This window comes from Pirellulales bacterium (assembly GCA_035546535.1).
Lineage (GTDB): Bacteria > Planctomycetota > Planctomycetia > Pirellulales > JACPPG01 > JACPPG01.
Window position 1 is genome coordinate 1 of sequence record DASZWQ010000015.1, and the last position, 16,857, is coordinate 16,857.

The 16,857-nt window shown below is 62.2% G+C and carries 10 protein-coding genes; 5 read left to right on the plus strand and 5 right to left on the minus strand.

What is annotated here, in order from left to right; genetic code table 11:
- Positions 1 to 905 precede the first annotated feature (905 nt).
- Positions 906 to 1,976 carry a hypothetical protein gene (locus VHD36_01510; GenBank protein HVU85966.1) on the plus strand — a complete coding sequence of 357 codons (1,071 nt, stop codon included), beginning with the start codon at positions 906 to 908 and terminating at the stop codon, positions 1,974 to 1,976.
- Between the two features lie 25 nt (positions 1,977 to 2,001).
- Here the strand turns inward: VHD36_01510 and VHD36_01515 are convergent, their stop codons facing one another.
- Positions 2,002 to 3,009, minus strand: coding sequence for a nitronate monooxygenase (locus VHD36_01515; protein ID HVU85967.1), 1,008 nt, complete (start codon positions 3,007 to 3,009; stop codon positions 2,002 to 2,004).
- A gap of 504 nt (positions 3,010 to 3,513) precedes the next feature.
- Between VHD36_01515 and VHD36_01520 the strand changes: the two genes are divergently transcribed.
- A complete protein-coding gene (locus tag VHD36_01520) occupies positions 3,514 to 5,850 on the plus strand; it encodes a tetratricopeptide repeat protein (protein HVU85968.1) in 2,337 nt (778 codons plus the stop codon).
- A gap of 27 nt (positions 5,851 to 5,877) precedes the next feature.
- On the opposite strand, the gene VHD36_01525 is transcribed toward VHD36_01520, so the two are convergent.
- Complete coding sequence (locus VHD36_01525; protein HVU85969.1) at positions 5,878 to 6,486, minus strand: sigma-70 family RNA polymerase sigma factor; 609 nt, start codon at positions 6,484 to 6,486, stop codon at positions 5,878 to 5,880.
- 370 nt (positions 6,487 to 6,856) lie between these two features.
- On the opposite strand from VHD36_01525, the gene VHD36_01530 reads away from it, so the two are divergent.
- Positions 6,857 to 9,154 carry a serine/threonine-protein kinase gene (locus VHD36_01530; GenBank protein HVU85970.1) on the plus strand — a complete coding sequence of 766 codons (2,298 nt, stop codon included), beginning with the start codon at positions 6,857 to 6,859 and terminating at the stop codon, positions 9,152 to 9,154.
- Positions 9,155 to 9,226: 72 nt separating this feature from the next.
- Here VHD36_01530 and VHD36_01535 read toward each other — a convergent pair whose 3' ends face one another.
- Positions 9,227 to 9,979 carry a cytidylate kinase-like family protein gene (locus VHD36_01535; GenBank protein ID HVU85971.1) on the minus strand — a complete coding sequence of 251 codons (753 nt, stop codon included), beginning with the start codon at positions 9,977 to 9,979 and terminating at the stop codon, positions 9,227 to 9,229.
- 525 nt (positions 9,980 to 10,504) lie between these two features.
- On the opposite strand from VHD36_01535, the gene VHD36_01540 reads away from it, so the two are divergent.
- On the plus strand, positions 10,505 to 13,357 hold the full coding sequence (locus VHD36_01540) for a response regulator (GenBank protein ID HVU85972.1): 2,853 nt from the start codon (positions 10,505 to 10,507) through the stop codon (positions 13,355 to 13,357).
- 274 nt (positions 13,358 to 13,631) lie between these two features.
- On the opposite strand, the gene lpxI is transcribed toward VHD36_01540, so the two are convergent.
- Together lpxI and lpxD are read right to left on the minus strand one after the other, a co-directional pair.
- A complete protein-coding gene (gene lpxI / locus VHD36_01545) occupies positions 13,632 to 14,528 on the minus strand; it encodes a UDP-2,3-diacylglucosamine diphosphatase LpxI (protein HVU85973.1) in 897 nt (298 codons plus the stop codon).
- Between the two features lie 54 nt (positions 14,529 to 14,582).
- On the minus strand, positions 14,583 to 15,635 hold the full coding sequence (gene lpxD, locus VHD36_01550) for a UDP-3-O-(3-hydroxymyristoyl)glucosamine N-acyltransferase (GenBank protein ID HVU85974.1): 1,053 nt from the start codon (positions 15,633 to 15,635) through the stop codon (positions 14,583 to 14,585).
- A 255-nt stretch (positions 15,636 to 15,890) separates the two neighbouring features.
- Between lpxD and VHD36_01555 the strand changes: the two genes are divergently transcribed.
- The gene (locus VHD36_01555) at positions 15,891 to 16,829 is read left to right on the plus strand and encodes an aminotransferase class IV (GenBank protein HVU85975.1); all 939 of its coding nucleotides are present in this window, start codon (positions 15,891 to 15,893) and stop codon (positions 16,827 to 16,829) included.
- Positions 16,830 to 16,857: the final 28 nt, after the last annotated feature.

Here is a 16,857-nt window from a genome sequence, read left to right on the forward strand (position 1 = left end):
ACTCAACGGGCTGCGACATCGCAGGGATGCGATGGCAAAATATCGACGTAAGTCGTTATTTTGCGAGCCGTGCGAAGCTTTGCTTCGCACTTGGCGAGGTTGAAAAAAGCCACGAGGGCTTTTTTCAACAGGCTGCTAGACGGGCGGCAGCGCGTTTTGATCCAGTGACTCTGTCTGCACACGAGGCCCGGAGCCCGCGGCTCCGGGCCTCGTTCTTGCGCGTTGGCGCGTGCGGCGAGCCAGCCTTGTGGTGCCGGCGCGTGCGCGGAATCGTTGGCCGGGCGGTCTCCGCGACGGATCGCGACCAATCCGCTCGCCAAAGGGGGACTTGCTTCCGGGCGCCAGGCGACGGGCCGGAATTCGTGCTCGCGAGCCCCGTGCATGGCGATGTTTCCGCGCGCTCGGTTCCAGCAACTTGCCATCGCCCCCGATTCCGAGCGGTTTCCGTTCACGGTGTTGGATTTGATTTGAGGAATCGCGTACTTGCGATCGACGCCACCCAGAAGAGTGGATTCAGGTTCTCGGCGAAGGCCCCGCATCGTCGAGCAAGCAGATCGAAGTGGGTGCTTTTTGGGGCCAGGATGCGGAAAGCCCCAGGATGGGAAGGAACGGAATTGGTCACTCGACGATCACCACGTTACCTCAAATTGGGTCAGTCCCTACTTCGATCGTGGTGCGACCCCCTCTGTGGCGAGCAACTTTCCATCATTTTCCAATTATTGCTTGTTATCACTTGGCAGGAATTGAGCTCTCAAATACTCTAGTGCGTTAGTGCGTGATTTCGGAGTCGTGTGGGTCGTTCGGATCGTTCGGCCAGAGGAAGCGCTCGGAGATCGCCCGTTCGTGCATGATGGCGAGCGATCGCCGTTGCAGGTTTTGTAGCTTTATTCCTCGAGGAGCCGCTAATGATTCGGAAGACAAGTCGAACTCTCCTGGCGGCGGCAGTTGCCGCCTCCTCTGTCGTGCTTGCGGCGGGCGCCCTGCGGGCCGCCACCGTAACCAGCACTGTCTTGCTTGGGCCACCTAATGGTTCCGGTAACATCGGAAACGTCACGGCCAGTCTGACCCTGGGGTCCGGATCGACGATTGCCCTGGGCTCAAACGCCATTTCCGGCAATTACAAGCAGCACGTCGTGTTCGTGAACACGAACATCGGCTTTTCGGCCCAGAATCAGAACTCCACTCTGTCGCTCAATCCGGGCACCGTTAACCTGTCGACCAACGACGCCAGCGGCACCGCCAGCCTGACCTACGACAACGTCTCGCCGGGTATGCCCCAGGTGCTGAATTCGCTGAATGCGAACCTCAGCGACGGCAGCGTGACGAACTTCGGCATCAATGCCACGGGCATCTCGATGGGAACGAGCGTTGGTACCTTCACGCTGACACCGACTTTCTCGGGTTCGATCAGTGGTGTCACCTTTACCTCGTCGGGACCCGCGACGCTCGCTGGAGGTAACCCCGGTAACGGGTTGGTGCCTGGTACCTTCTCGATCACGCTCAATGGCAGCGTGACTGGGTCGCTCAACGTGCTTGGCATCAACATTAGCGTCGGCACCTTGTTCACCTTGCCGAGCAATACGCAAGTCACGTTCGCCGGCAGCTTGCCGATCGCGGACCTGCAAACGTCGGATACGGGCGTGCCCTACGGCGCCTTCCCCGATTCGACGCACCTGAACAACATGCTTGTGGATCTGCAGTCGAACCTGTCCGTTCTGCCGCCGATTCCGTTCCAGTTCGTCGCTCCTCTGGCGACCAGCCAGACCTTCAGCGTGGGCAGCAGTTCGAGCGGTGTGACGTCGATCAAGATCCAGAACACGACGTTGACCGCCAATCTGAATCTCAGCAATCTGGCGTTCAACCTGAGCGGCCAGGTGCCCAGCGCCCTGATCCCCGAGCCCAGCTCGGTGGCTCTGGGAAGCCTGGCCTTGGTGGGCTTCATCGGCATGGTCTATCGCCGCAAGAAGGCTGCTTAACCTAAGCTGCCTTGCATCAGTTCGTCTATCGATTCTCGAGCTCGTCCCGCCGTTCGGCGGGGCGAGCTTTTTCTTTTGCGCGCGCTCCTTGCGCCGCCAACACTTCGACCGCTTGCCGCATGATGCCATCGACGATCTCGCGACAGCTCTCGACTTTCGTAATCCCACCGCACCCTTGTCCGGCGGGGAAGCACGACAAGCGCGGCTCGCGCTCCGCAGCCTCAGGATCGAGAAAGCCCAGTAGTCCGGCTTGCCGCATCGCGGCGTCCTGTTGCGGGAAAGACTGAATATCCTGGGGCCGCTGTTCCCATTGTTCGATCGTCGGACTTTTCAGGGCGCGTAGCGGTTTTCCCGTCCAGCAGCGGGAGACGATCGTATCGCTTTCGTTGGCCCGCAAGATCGACCCCTGGTAAGCCTTGGCCGCCCGTGCTTCATGACAGGCCACGAATCGCGTTCCGATCCAAACTCCTTCGCAGCCCAATGCCAGTGCCGCAGCCAGGCCACGCCCGTCGTAGATACCACCGGCCGCGATGACGGGAATCTTTACGCGGTCGACCACCTGCGGACAGAGGGCCATCGTGCCGACCGCGCCGGTATGGCCTCCCGCTTCGGTGCCTTGCGCCACGACAGCGTCGCAGCCGGCGTCTTCGGCTTCCACGGCTTGTCGTACCGTGGTGCAGACGCAGAACACCAGTATCGCAGCCTTTTGATAGAGGCGAATGACGCGCGACGGCAGTCCTGGTCCGGTGACAAAACAGGTTACGCCGCCGTCGATGATGCGCTGTGCTTCGTCTTCCGGATTGTCGGTCATCGGTGCCAGCAGATCGACTCCGAATGGCTTGCTGGTCAGCGCGCGTACCTTTTGCATTTCGGCCGACAGTTCGTCGAGCGCCATGTTACCCGCACCCAACACGCCATAGCCGCCGGCTTCACTCATGGCTCCCACAAGTCCGGCGTAAGACACGCCCGCCATGCCTGCAAGCATGATCGGGTGCTGAACACGCAGCATTGTGGTGAGGCGGGTGTCAAGCACTTTCGATACCTCCCCAGGAGACCTGCAAAGTTGAGATTCTGCGCGCGTATCTTTTGTAGCCGGCCTCTGCGAGTCCGGGATTTCACGGGCCGCTTCCGGGGTCGCAGACCCGGCTACAGACTTGGCAGGTCTGCTGGATACCTCCCGGGGTCGCTTGCCCATCGAATCGGGTGATCCGTCCGCGATTATAGGGTGGTCAAGCGCCTTGTAATCGGGAAGAATCGCGATAATCCTCACCGTTCCGTGGCGCGCGTTCTGGCGGACTAGCCTCGGCAGCATTGACGGCTTTGCGGCCTCTGGCCATATAAGAAAATACGGGGCCGAAGAGCGGTTCCAGGAACCGCGGGTCAGTACGCCACATCTCTGTCAGGGGCGGCCGAGGGTTTTGCCTCGCCATGGCACCATTTTCCCGTTTGTCGTTTGCCGATGCCTGACTTGTCAGAAAACTCCGAACCCGTAGCGACCGCGGGATCTTCGGCAGCCCCCGAGGTCGGACCTGGAACCGTGGATCGGTCATGGTTGCCGCTGTCGGGACCTGCGGCCTTCGCATTGGCCGCGACAATCCTCGGCATCGTCGTTTTGCTAACGTACGGTTGGACGTTGCGCGCGCCTTTTATTTTCGACGACGTGGCGTGCATCGTGAACAACGCGTCGATCATGCACGTCTTCCCGCTGTGGGACGAAGGCCCGGGATCGGGGCCGCTGTGGCCGCCGCAAGACTTCACGACCGCCGGCCGGCCGCTGGTCAATCTTTCGCTCGCGATCAACGTCGCCTTCGACGGTTTAAACCCGCTCGGCTTTCACATCTTCAATTTGGTGACGCACTGGTTGGCGGCAATGTTGCTCTGGGCCATCGGCCGCCGAACGCTGTTGCTCCCCTACTACGAAGGGCGTTTCACAAGGTCGGCCGACCTGCTGGCGCTGTGTGTCGCGTTGCTGTGGGCGGTGCATCCTTTGCAAACCGAGGCGGTTCAATACGTATCGCAGCGCACCGAGCTGATGATGGCCGTGTTTTATCTAAGCACGCTGTACTGCGCGATCCGCTACTGGACGACCGCGACCGAGGGCGGCCGCGTCGGTTGGCCGCTGTTGGCCGCGATTTCCTGCCTCGCCGGCATGGCTTGCAAAGAGGTGATGGTGACGGCGCCGGTTGTCGTGCTGCTTTACGAGCGGACGTTCGTCACGGGCTCGCTCCTGACTTCGTTGCGCCGTTCCTGGCCGCTGCATGCGGGCCTGTCTTTGGGATGGATCCTGCTTATCGCTCTCAACATTCATGGGCCACGCTCTGCGTCGGCTGGTTTCCACCTGGGGGTTTCGCCAATCGCTTATTGGTGCACCCAGTGCGAGGTCTTGCTGCTGTACTTGAAGCTGGCTGTCTGGCCCTGGCCGCTGGTGATTCATTACGGGATTCCGTTTTACGACTCATTTTCGGCAGCCTGGCCACGGGTGCTGACCGTCGGCCTGTTGGCGGCCGGAACGTTGTGGCTTCTTTGGCGAAATTCGCCGGCCGGGTTCCTGTTTGCTGTCGTCTGGCTGGTGCTTTCTCCCACGCTGGTTGTTCCCGTGGTCAGTGAAGTTGCCGCCGAGCGTCGCATGTATATCCCACTGGCAGCCTTGTGCGCCTTTGTGGTCGTCGAGGTTTACGACGCCTTGGTGAAGCTTTTCTCCTCGCGTCCGGAACGCCAAAGTCGTCGGCTGTCCGTTGGCCGGGCCGCTGTCGTCCTCAGCTTGCTCACCTTGGCCGCGACGTTGACATTGAGCCTGGTCAGCGTGCGCCGCCTGTCGGCCTATCGAGAAGCTCTTACGCTGTGGCATGACGCACAGCGTCATCAGCCAGACAATTATGTCGTGCACACGAACCTGGGCGTCGAGTACATCAACGCCGGCCGCTACGCCGAGGCCATTGACGAGCTACGCAAGGCCGATCAATTGGCCACCGACAATCGACCCAAGATTCATACCGAACTGGCTACGGCGCTGGCACGCGAGGGGCGTTTCGAAGAGGCTGTGAAAGAATTTCGCGCTCTTTTGACACTTGATCCAACTTCGTATGAATACGATCGCGTGCGGGATAGCCTGGCCGTCTCGCTGGTGCATGCCGGCCAGGTGGAGGAGGGCGTGGCAGAATTCGAGAAAATTGTCCGCGACCATCCCGATTCGGCCGAAGCCCACAACAATTACGGACTGGCCCTGCTGAAACTCGACCGAACCAAGGATGCCATCGCGCAGTTTCAACATGCCGCGCGGCTGCGCCCTGGCTCGCCGCAAGCTTATGCCAACTTGGGCTCGGCGTTGCTCGAGGATGGACAGACGCGCGCGGCGATCAAGCAGTTCGAATCGGCCTTGCGGTTGCAGCCGATTTATCCGTTGGTACATAAATCACTAGGGCGGGCCTTCGTCGAGTCCGAACAGCCGAGTGCGGCCATTCCGCAACTGGAGAAAGCACGCGCCAGTGAGCCGGAAAGCAGCCAGATTGAATTTGACTTGGGCCGAGCGCTGGCTGGCGTAGGACGCTGGCGCGACGCCGTCGCTCATTACAAGCGAGCACAAGAGCTTGGCGAGGCGTCAAGCACCATGCAGCGCGAGTATGGCATCGCCTTGGCGCAAATTGCTCGGCCCGAAGAAGCGATCGTACGATTCGAGCAGGCCCTGGCGGAAGATCAACAGGACTCCGCCGCGTGGTTTGCCCTTGCCAAAGCGAAGGCCACGCTCCGCCAGCGAAGTGAGGCGATCGCTGCCGCCGAGCGCGCCAGCGAAATCGCACATGGGCAGGATCTGGCCGTCTTGGCCGATCAGGTCGACTCTTGGCTATCCGCGTATCGCGAAAGGAAGGGGCCTTAAGCCCGATTCCGTCAAGGATGCGCGCTGCTATTCTTTTCGCGGTGCCAGGATGCTTTGCAGCCGAGACAGGGCGCGCGTCAGCATCACTCGCACCGCGCCATCGCTCTTCTTCAACTGCTCGGCGATTTGTTTCGAGGGAAGGCCCTCGACGTAACGTAGCCGTAACGCCTCGCGTTGGTCGTCAGGGAGGGCGGCCAGCGCCTCGGACAGTTTTTGGTAGCGAATGTTACGCGAAAAGGCCTCGCTGGGGGTCGTCATGCTGGCAATCAGCATGTCGATCACTTGGGCGCGGCTGGTGTCGGGCGACCCTTTGTCGAGGGCAATTTCACGCCCCGCGTCGCGCTTGGCGGCCCCGAAAAAGCGTCGATGAGCGTCGATTATGCGTCGCTCGACAATCTGGCACAGCCACGCGAAGGGATCCCGGTCGCCCAGCGTGTTACTGGGCAACGAACGTACCGCCTCGGCCGAAACTTCTTGAAAGATATCTTCCGGCTCGATCTTGGCGCGCAGGCCCACCCCCAGACGATTCTCGATATGCCCCAAGAGTGCGCCGCGCTTCCGATCGATGAATTCGGCCAGCGCATGTGCGTCGGCTTGTCGAATCCGATGGATCAGCGCGTCGATTTCATCCGTCATAGTTGGCACCCCACTGCCTCCCGCGTTCCGGGCCCAGGTGTGCCGCTGCCGCATCCTACTTCTTTCACCCAGTTCGTAACAAGCATTTTTGCCACCCCGTTGCCGACCCCCGCGGCCTCCACATGGGTGGCAGCGTTCTCCCGCGCTGGTCCAGGCCGCGCTCACGGTTTGTCCTTTGCGGCATACTTGTTCGCGCAATGGGAACGATTGTGTTACAACACGCTGAGACGCCTCCCGGCGCCGAACGGTCGAGCGGACATGTGGAAAGCGCCGGAATTCGATCGGCCGATGCCGGCGCAAACCGGCGCATTTCCAGCCGGGGTGACCTAACTGCCCTCGCACATTTTTCCCCCAAGGAGTCGCGGCATTCGTGTCCGGACAGCCTGAAGAAATCTTGGGATCTCATCATCCGACGTTGGCCTGGAACGTCCTCTCGGACCGCGTCGAGGCCCTGGTCGCAGCCTGGGAATCGTCGGCTGAGCCGCCGCAGATTGCGGATTACCTGCCAGCGGAACCCGCCAACCTGCGTTATCTGGCTTTGGTCGAGCTGATCAAGGTCGACATGGAATATCGCTGTCAGCGGCCAGAACATGCCCGGCGCATCGAGCAATACCTCGACGAATTTCCCGAGCTGACCGAGCGCGGTGCCATTCCCTGCGATCTGATTTACGAGGAATACCACCTCCGCAAGCAATCGGGCCAGAAGGTCGCGGCCGAGGAGTATTTCGAGCGATTTCCTCGCCAGGCCACGGAGCTGGGGCGCTTGCTCGGCTTGGAATCGCCGCATTTGAGTACCTCGGTCGTAGGTGCCGGGCGCTTCGAGGAGATCGAAGTTGGCGACAGCATCGACGATTTCGATCTGTTGACGCGGCTCGGCCGCGGGGCGTTTGCCGTCGTCTTTCTCGCGCGGCAGAAATCGATGCAGCGCATCGTGGCGCTCAAGGTCTCGGCCGACCGTGGCAGCGAACCGCAGACCATGGCCCTACTCGACCATCCGCACATCGTCCGGGTGTTCGATCAACGGCGGCTCGTCGAGCGAAAGCTGCGTCTGCTCTATATGCAGTACGTGCCCGGCGGCACGCTGCAGACGGTGATCGACGGCATCCGCCGGTTACCCCCCAGCATGCGATCGGGCATTCGCCTGCTGGAAATCATTGATCAGGCCCTGGCCGAGCGCGGCGATTCTCCCCCTTCCGACTCGCCGTTACGGCACAGGCTCGCCGCCGCGACCTGGCCCCAGGCTGTTTGCTGGCTCGGCTCGCGCCTGGCCGCGGCGCTGGCGTATGCACACCAGCGTGGCGTCTTGCATCGCGATATCAAGCCGGCCAACGTCCTGGTGGCCGCCGACGGCACGCCCAAGCTGGCCGACTTCAACATCAGTTACTCGTCGAAGGTCGAGGGTTCTTCGGCCGCGGCCTATTTCGGCGGCAGCCTGGCCTACATGTCTCCCGAACAGATCGAGGCCTGCAATCCCGCCAGCGGTCGCACGGCCGACGATCTCGACAATCGCAGCGACATCTACTCGTTGGGCGTGATGCTCTGGGAGTTGCTGACGGGCAATCGACCTTTCGACGATACGCCACCAGGTAGTGACTGGACCAACACGCTGTCGACGATGCTCGCCGCGCGTCGCCAGGGGGTTGGCGCCGCGATGATCGCGCAGCTGCCGCGGGATTGTCCGTCGGGACTGAAGCAAATCTTGCTCAGTTGCTTGGCGCTCGAACCGTCAGCTCGTCCGTCGGCGGGTCAGCTTTCGCGGCAGTTGGAATTGGCGCTGGAACCGCAGGTGATGCGGCTTTTGCGTCCGCGCCCGGGCGCATGGCGCAACTGGGTGCGCCGCTATCCTCTGACTGCCATGTTCGCGGCCGGATTGCTACCGAATTTGATTTTCACCGCGCTGAACCTGGCCTATAACATTCCGGCGATCTTCGAGGCGCTGGGTAAATCGCTCTATGACGTGATGATCGATCCCGTCGTGAGCATGGTCAACGGCATGGCCTTCGGCATCGGCATCGCCATCCTGTTGCCGTTTACCTGGCCTGTCGCCAGGGCAGTGGCGCGCATTTATCGCGGCGAGCCGCGGCCGACGGATCATGATCCGCGGTGGCGGATACGCGCGCTATTGCTGGCCGACTGCACGGCCCTGGTAAGCGCCGTCGAATGGTTCGTGACGGGCTTTATCTTTCCGACCTGGTTAAGTCGCGAAGTGCCGCACGAGCAGTTTCACGCCGGCGTCATCTACACCCACTTCCTGGCCTCGCAGGCCCTGTGCGGCATGATGGCTTCGACGTTGGCGTTTTTCCTGGTTTGCTTTCTTTCGGTGCGCGCGTTTTATCCCACGCTCTTCCAGGCCGAGCACACCGACATGTCGGCGCTCGGCATGGTGCGCCGACTGCAACAACGCGCTTGGCTCTATTTCGGCGTGGCCGTGGTCGTACCGCCGCTGGCGACGATCGTGATGGTTCTTGTGCGCACGATCGCCTCGGAAAGCACGCCGCCGGTCATTTTCGGCGTGCTGGGACTGGTGGGATTGATCAACTCGGGATTGATCTTCGTGCTGCTGCGCGCCGTGCAGAATGCACTTGTGGCGCTGGCGATCGCCGTCAGTCCGCCCGGCACAGTAACGATCGGCGGCGGCGACAGCGTTTCGGATTCGTTCTGGCGATAGCTTGCCACGAGAGGGCACGCGAGGTGGCGCGACTCGCCGACGAGTTCGCGCCACCTCGTTGCATATCCTTGGCTAGTGCCAGACCGCGGCCGGCGCCCGCAAGGTGAAGCGGTGGGCCCGGCATTGCTCTTCGGCGTGCAGGGCGTCGATGATTTGCGTCGCGCAATCGTCGACCGCCAGGCGCGACATGTTCAGCACCACGTCGTAGCTGGAGGGATCGTTCGGATCGCGATGGAAGTGCTCGGTGACGAAACGCGTCCGCGCGCGGTCCATGCGTTCGACCTGCCGGGTTGCTTCGTGGCGGTTCGTCTCTGCGCTCAAACGCATGTGCGCCGTCACCCGATCTTCGAGCGGCGCGACCAGCCGCACGCGCAGTGTGGTTTCCGCCGGCAGAATGTGCCCGGCGCCACGGCCGACTACCACGCACGCTCCGTGCTGGGCAATCGTCTCGAGCGTCTTTACCAACTGGCGCACGTACGCGATCTGGCTGACAGCGTGCATGTCGAGCAAAGACTCGATCGATTCTTGCAGCCAGCTTACGTGCGTTTCGTCGACGGCCGCCAATTCGCTGGGGCGCGCGTGCATGCAAGCGGCCACGGCTTCGAGGAGTTCGTGGTCCCACACCTTCCAGCCCAACGCGGCGCCGACGGCCATCGCCACGGCGCCGGCGTCGATACCGGCTTCGCGCGAGATAGCAATCGTGAAGGGAGGAGTGCCAGCCCTTGGCGCCTCGCCTTGTGCCAGATCGTTCGCGCGCGGGTACGACAGGGCGCGCAAATAGTTCCAGGCACCGCTTTGAGATTCGTTGTGAATACGATACACCATGCCAATTCCTCCTTCCAGGGCGGGAACAAGCGATTACCGAGCGTAACTCGTTCTTCTCCGCCACATGTGCGGCGAGCGAACCGGCCGAGCAGCGACGTGCCTGACGAAAGGCGGCGTCGAAGGTTCGCTTCACGCGCAAAAACTCTCACTGCGAACGAAAAAAACTTGCTCAGCTATTTGCACTGTACGCCTATCGCTTCGGGCCGCCAATCGCGAAGTCACTGACTCTTTCGTCATCCAATTCGCAAACTAACGTTTCTGTCACCGTGCGTTCACCACAAGCACCGCTTGCGCGCATGTTGAGCTTTGGCGAGGACCATTGTTTCATACGCGGGAGCATGCCGCCGCACGACCTTGTGCCGAAAATGCGGACCGTCTGTGCTGATTATCCGGCAGTCATCTGCCAGTTTCGTAAGCTACGATTGCATCAGGCGGATATCACCACGACGAATTGACCGAACTGCCTCGTGGCGGCGTTGTCGGCCATTGATGGCCGTCGACGGCGCGACCGCATCGGGAACTTTCATGGTATCCGCCGCTCTGATTGCCGCGCTCGCCCCCTGGATACTCTTGTGTCTGGGCTTACTTGCGCTGGTGGCCTTCGCGCTGCTCGTATGCGGCCCGCGCTTGCTCGTACGGCGCAGGCCGTTTCATTCGCCCTTACCGAGCGGTCGCCTCGGCGCGCCAACGACTCATCTCGAGCCCGCCGCCCCGCTGACACGTGACGAAGCCGTGGAAGCGTTACGCCGCACCGAGGCCAAGTACCGCGGGATTTTCGAGAATGCCATTGAAGGGATCTATCAGACCACGCCCGATGGTCGTTACTTGTGCGCCAACCCGGCGCTGGCCCGGATCTACGATTATGATTCGCCGGCCCACTTGATCGATTCGATCGGCGACATCGAGCGGCAATTGTACGTCGCCCCGAATCGCCGCGACGATTTCGTCCGCACCATGGAAGCGCAAGGCCACGTGGCGAACTTCGAGTCGCAGATCTATCGGCGCGACGGCCGCATTATCTGGATTTCGGAGAGTGGCCGCGCCGTACGCGGCGCCGACGGCCGCATCGAATACTACGAGGGAACGGTCGAGGACATTACCGAGCGGAAGGCAGCCGAAGCGCTCGTGCGCGAAAAGGAAGCTGCCGAGGCCGCCAGCCAGGCCAAGAGCGACTTTCTGGCCAACATGAGCCACGAGCTGCGCACCCCCTTGAACGGCGTGATCGGAATGCTTGATTTGTTGCAGGAAGCCTCCGAGTCGCCTCAACAAAAGCGCTATGCGACGATCGCTCGCAGCTCGGCTGATCTGCTCCTGGCCGTGATCAATCAGATTCTCGACTTCTCGAAGATCGAGGCGGGCAAGCTTGAAATCGAACATGTCCCCTACCGCATTCGCCAGGTCATGGAAGAAACGCTCGACATGCTGGCCAGCAAGGCGGCTCACAAGGGACTGGAACTGGCGCTGGATATGCCGCCTGACTTCGTCGGCGACGTCCAAGGAGATCCCCACCGACTGCAGCAAGTCGTCGTGAATCTGTTGGGTAACGCCGTCAAGTTCACGGAGCGCGGCCAGGTGAAGGTCCACGTTGCCGTAGAACGGGAAGACGATGCACAAGTACTCGTGCGGTTTGCCGTCGAGGACACCGGCATCGGCGTCCCCCAGGAGCGGCTCAATCGGCTCTTTCAGGCATTCTCGCAAGTGGATGCTTCGACGACCCGCCAATTCGGCGGCACAGGCCTGGGGCTGGCTATTGCCAGGCAACTCGTGGAACTCATGGGGGGAGACATCGGCGTGACCAGCCGGGTCGGCCGTGGCAGCACCTTCTGGTTTCGACTGCCATTGGTCAAGGCAACGCCCCAGGAGAAGACACGCCAACTCACGCCTGCCGAACTGCAACAACTGCGTGTGCTGGTCGTGGATGACAACGCCACGAACCGCGAAATCCTGTTTCGCCAGTTGTCGGCCTGGCAGATGCGCGTGCAAACCGCTTCGGACGGGCACACCGCGCTGGACATCATGCAACGCGCCGCCGCGCAGCAGGAATCGTTCGACTTGGGGATCATCGACTATCACATGCCCGGCATGGACGGCTACGAATTGGCGCAACGAATTGCGTGCGATGAATCGTTGCGTGCGACGCCGCTCGTGCTCTTGACCTCCTTGAGCGCGCCTGAGCCCGACGAATCGCCATGGTCGACGTCGCTCGCCGGTCGGCTCACCAAGCCTGTACGCCAGGCCCAATTGCTCGACACGATTCTGTCTGCCGTCGCCGCGCGCGGCGCTCTGGACAGCCACGAGGCAGCGAACCAATCGCTGGCTCGTCTGGCGCCTGACGCCCATGCCGGCGAGACACGCGGGCGCTGCCGGCTGCTGTTGGTCGAAGACAACGACGTGAATTGCGTCGTCGCGCTCGAAATTCTTACGGTCGCAGGTTTTCAATGCGACGTGGCTCGCAACGGACGCGAGGCCATCGAGCAGGTGCTGCTTACGCGGTACGACGCGGTGCTGATGGATTGCCAGATGCCCGAGATGGACGGGCTGGCCGCGGCCCGAGAAATTCGCCGGCTGGAGGGCGAAGGTGCTCTGCGGCAACGCGGCTATCGCTTGCCGATTGTTGCATTGACGGCCAATGCCACCCGTGGCGATCGGGAATTGTGCCTCGGCGCGGGGATGGACGATTATCTGACGAAGCCGCTTGACGCTGTAAAGCTGATCGAGATGCTGGATGTGATGGTGGACAATCTCGAGGGTATTTACGCCGACGAGGGGATGGCGTCGCCTGAGGCGACGACGCGCGCCTTCGCGGACACGACGCCACTCGTCGGAATGGGCAGGGCCGAGGTCTGCGCAACGAGCAAGGATCTTCAGTCGTCCGACGGCGCAGATGCCGCCGGGCAAGCCTGCGACCCGCCGTTGGATCTCGCGGCGCTACGGCGTCGTTGCTTGGGCAACTGCGAGCTAGTCGAGCGCATCGTCAAGAATTTTACCGATCGGTTGCCGCAATCGTTCCAGGATCTCGGCGAAGCCGTGCTTACGAATCGGCTGCACGATGCGGCGTCGCAAGCGCACGCTCTGAAGGGAATGGCCGCGAATCTTTCGGCCGAACGCTTGCAGCAGGTCGTCAACGATTTGGAGATGACCTGCGCCGCCGGTGACCGACTGATGGCCGTAACGGATATCGCCCGGGTCCGTCGCGAGATGCAAAGGTGCCTGGAATTCGTCGTTGCCGAGAGTCCCGCGGCCCTACTGGCCGCGACTGAGAATTACAATCCGGAGACGACGCCGACCAAGAGTCTCGAGGCGGGATTGGGTGACAAGATAGTCGATGTGACAGGAGCGGGGCGACCAATCGCGGCTGCGGGAGCCGCACTCGATTAGTCGCGTCTTCTTCTACCTTTCCCTTGCGTCGCACGTCGTCTCCGGGATTGAACGAGAGCCCGACTGCCGCGGCGATACCAGGATCGTGATCGGCGTGTCGAGCGTTTGTTATCGAATCTGCCACCGGGGGCTGGCGAGTGGCGGCGCTTGGCAACTTGGAACATGGATCGCCCTGTCGCGGCACGTGACGCGAGTGGCCGAGGGCGACGAAGCTTGTTGGCCGCGCGATGGCTCGCGCCGCTGCTTCGTCGGGCCAGGACCACCGCGTGCGGACTCATGCGGCCTCCTCACGGGGCTCGGGCACCTGGCCGTCGTCGACGGCCACGATCGCCAGCTTGTGCCGGTCGGCGAAACGGATCACGTCCGGCTGATCGATGATGATCGTGCGCTTGGCCTCCACGGCCAGGCATGTCGCGCCCGACTGGACCATGGTCTCCAGGGTCCCGACCCCGATCGTCGGTACGTCGAAGCGCATGTCCTGTTTCGGCTTAGCGACTTTGACAACCGTGAAGCCCGGCGCGCACAGTTTGCCGGCGCGACGGATGCACTCGTCCGTCCCCTCGATCGCTTCGACGGCCAGCGTCGCGCGTCCTTTGACGGTCACGCTCTGACCGATATCCAGCCGTCCCATTTCCTTGGCCATGGTCCAGCCGAACTCGATGTCCTTGGCTTCGAGCTTCGATGGTCCGCGTTTCGTGAGTTGTCCCAGGTTCACGAGTAGCTCCGGTAAAAAGTCGGTCGCCGGCGCGAAGGTGATACCGTCGCGGGCGAATTCCTCAATGACAGTCAGTAGCAGTGTGTCGTCGCGACGGTCTTTTTTCGTGGTGCCAAAGTGCGGATAAAATGCCCGCACCGCGCGCCAGTCGGGAAGATGCTTGAACCACACCCACGGCTGAAATAGCAGGAACTTATGAATCTTGCCGGCCATTGTGACGTGGTGAACGCCGCGCTCGCGGAAGAAGCGAATCGCCCGGCCGATCTTGGCCAGTCCCACCCAGCCGAAGTCGTGGCTGAGCGTGGCCAAGACAGGATCGGCGTGTCCTTTGACGCCCAGGCAGCAGACTTCGTAACCTTGGGCACGCAGCGCCTCGGCGATGACGATCGGGTACCTGCCCCAGCCGGCCAGGATGCCTACGGTGCGCGTGCCAACGGGTAGGGTGGAAGCGGTCATCGGATTTCGTGGTTGTCTTTGGGTCCGCGTTCGATCATCCCCGATCCGTCTGGCTCAGGCGGCTTTCTTTCCCGGTTTCTTGCCGTCCTCTTGCAGCGCGTCGACCGCGGCCTGTAGCGCCTTGATCTGGCGACGAAGCTCGGGCAGTTTGGCGATCGTTCCTTGAATCAGCTTCTGATCGCGCTCTGGCGTGGCGGGGATGCCGAGCATGCGCAACCCCTCGGGCACGTCGCACGAGATACCGGACATCGCGCCAATTACCGCGCCGCGGCCGATGTGAACGTGATCGCGCACGCCCACCTGGCCAGCCATCACGACGTAATCGCCCGTCGTGGTGCTGCCGGCGATGCCCACTTGCGAGCAAAGCATGTTATGCCGGCCGATGCGGCAGTTGTGCGCCACTTGGACCATGTTGTCGATTTTTGTTCCCTCGCCGATCACGGTCGGACCGTACGTCCCGCGATCGATCGTCGAGCCAGCCCCGACTTCGACGTCCGCGCCCAATTCGACCCACCCGAACTGACTGGCCAGCACGTGCCGGCCATCGACCAGCTTGTAACCAAAGCCGTGCGCGCCGATGACGACGCCGGCATGAATGATCGAGCGCGGGCCGACGATCGTGTCCTCGTACAACACCGCGTTCGGATAAATCGTGACGCCGGCGCCTAGTCGGCAGCCGGCCATGATATGGACGCCGCCGTGGATCGTCGCGCCGTCGCCGATCTCGACGTCGTCCCCGATCGAGGCACCGGGGTGAATGTCGACATTGCGTCCCAGACGTACGCGCTTGCCGACCGTTGCCAGCGCGCTAACGCCGACCCGCGGAGTCTGCCGTGGCGGACGGAATAACATGACCAGTCGCGCAAACGCGACGTGTATGTCGTCGACTTCTACCGTCGGCAGTTTCGCGCACCTGACCCCGCGCGGCACGATCGCCGCGGTCGCCCGCACGTCACCCAGCCGCGCCGCGCGCTCCGCGGTGTCGACCAGCGTGATGTCGCCTGCGTTGGCGTCGGCCAATACTGTCGCGCCCGAGACCACGAGCGTGGGATCACCCACGACCGTACCGTCGACGAGTCGGGCAATATCGCCCAGGCTGTGTGCCATGCTCGGAATCCTTTCCTGGCTCGCGCACATCGCGTCCCACCATCTAGCTAGCACCATCAGGGTGTATTGGGTGAGCGCGGGGGGAATGCTAATCCTTTCGCCCTGGCGGAGCAAGAGCGGTGAAAGTCGCTGGCCGCCAGGCGCTTGCATGCTTTCCGAAAGGGCAGGTGCCGATGCCAATCGGTCCTGCTGTCGCGGCGTCCCCACGCTAAAATGCCTCGGCCAATTTTCTTCTTCGAGGGCTGCCGCGAGCGCATGAGCCAACGCATCGTTTATTTCAATGGCGAATTCGTCCCCGAGGCGCAGGCCCGGCTGTCGATCTACGACTCGGCGCTGACGATGGGGGACATGGCCTTCGAGGTCACGCGCACGGTACACGGCCGGCCATTTCGTCTCGACGATCATCTAGCCCGCTTGTACCACACGCTGGGCGTCCTGCGGATCGACCCTGGGTTATCGCCCGCCGCGCTGCGTGTGATTACCGAGCAAACGCTGGGACGCAATCTGCCGACTGAACCGGCCGAGGTGGATTGGAACGTGATCCACAATATTTCGCGCGGACCCATGGCGGCCAACTTTGCAGCGTTTGCACCGCATGAGCGGCGGCCGACCGTGATTGTGAGCTGCTTTCCACTGGTCGAGAAACTCGGCTCGCTGTCCGCGGCCTACGAGACCGGCATCGATGCGGTGGTGCCGGCCCAGCGCTCGATCCCCGGCGACCTGCTCGACGATTCGCTCAAGACGCGCAGCCGGCTGCACTATCAGCTCGCCAACCTGCAAGCGAATGAAATCCAACCAGGAGCCTGGGCGATTCTGACTGATCCTGCCGGGCACCTCACCGAGGGCACCAGCGGAAATGTATTTGTCGTCCGTCACGGGGCGCTTATGACCCCCCGGGCCGACAACTTGCTCCCGGGCATCACGCGGCAAATGGTTCTCGAACTGGCGGGTGCCGCAAATCTACCCGTCTTCGAAGATGACATCACACCGGCGCAGGCGCTCGATTCGGAAGAAATGTTCATGACCTCGACCAGCATCGGCATATTGCACGTCCGCAGATTTGCCGGGCGCCTGATCGGCTCTGGTGGAATCGGTCCCATCACGGCACGGTTGCGGGCCAGTCTGTGCGACGCCGTGGGCCTTGATTTCGCGGCCCAGGCCGCGCGATATGCGGAGTTGAGGGGGGCCCGCTGAGGATTTTCCCCTACGAATCGCGATATTT

Coding starts and splice junctions, on each gene's coding strand:
- VHD36_01510 (HVU85966.1), top strand. CDS start 906: ATGATTCGGAAGACAAGTCGAACTCTCCTGGCGGCGGCAGTTGCCGCC.
- VHD36_01525 (HVU85969.1), bottom strand. CDS start 6,486: ATGACGGATGAAATCGACGCGCTGATCCATCGGATTCGACAAGCCGAC.
- VHD36_01535 (HVU85971.1), bottom strand. CDS start 9,979: ATGGTGTATCGTATTCACAACGAATCTCAAAGCGGTGCCTGGAACTAT.
- VHD36_01540 (HVU85972.1), top strand. CDS start 10,505: ATGGTATCCGCCGCTCTGATTGCCGCGCTCGCCCCCTGGATACTCTTG.
- lpxI (HVU85973.1), bottom strand. CDS start 14,528: ATGACCGCTTCCACCCTACCCGTTGGCACGCGCACCGTAGGCATCCTG.
- lpxD (HVU85974.1), bottom strand. CDS start 15,635: ATGGCACACAGCCTGGGCGATATTGCCCGACTCGTCGACGGTACGGTC.
- VHD36_01555 (HVU85975.1), top strand. CDS start 15,891: ATGAGCCAACGCATCGTTTATTTCAATGGCGAATTCGTCCCCGAGGCG.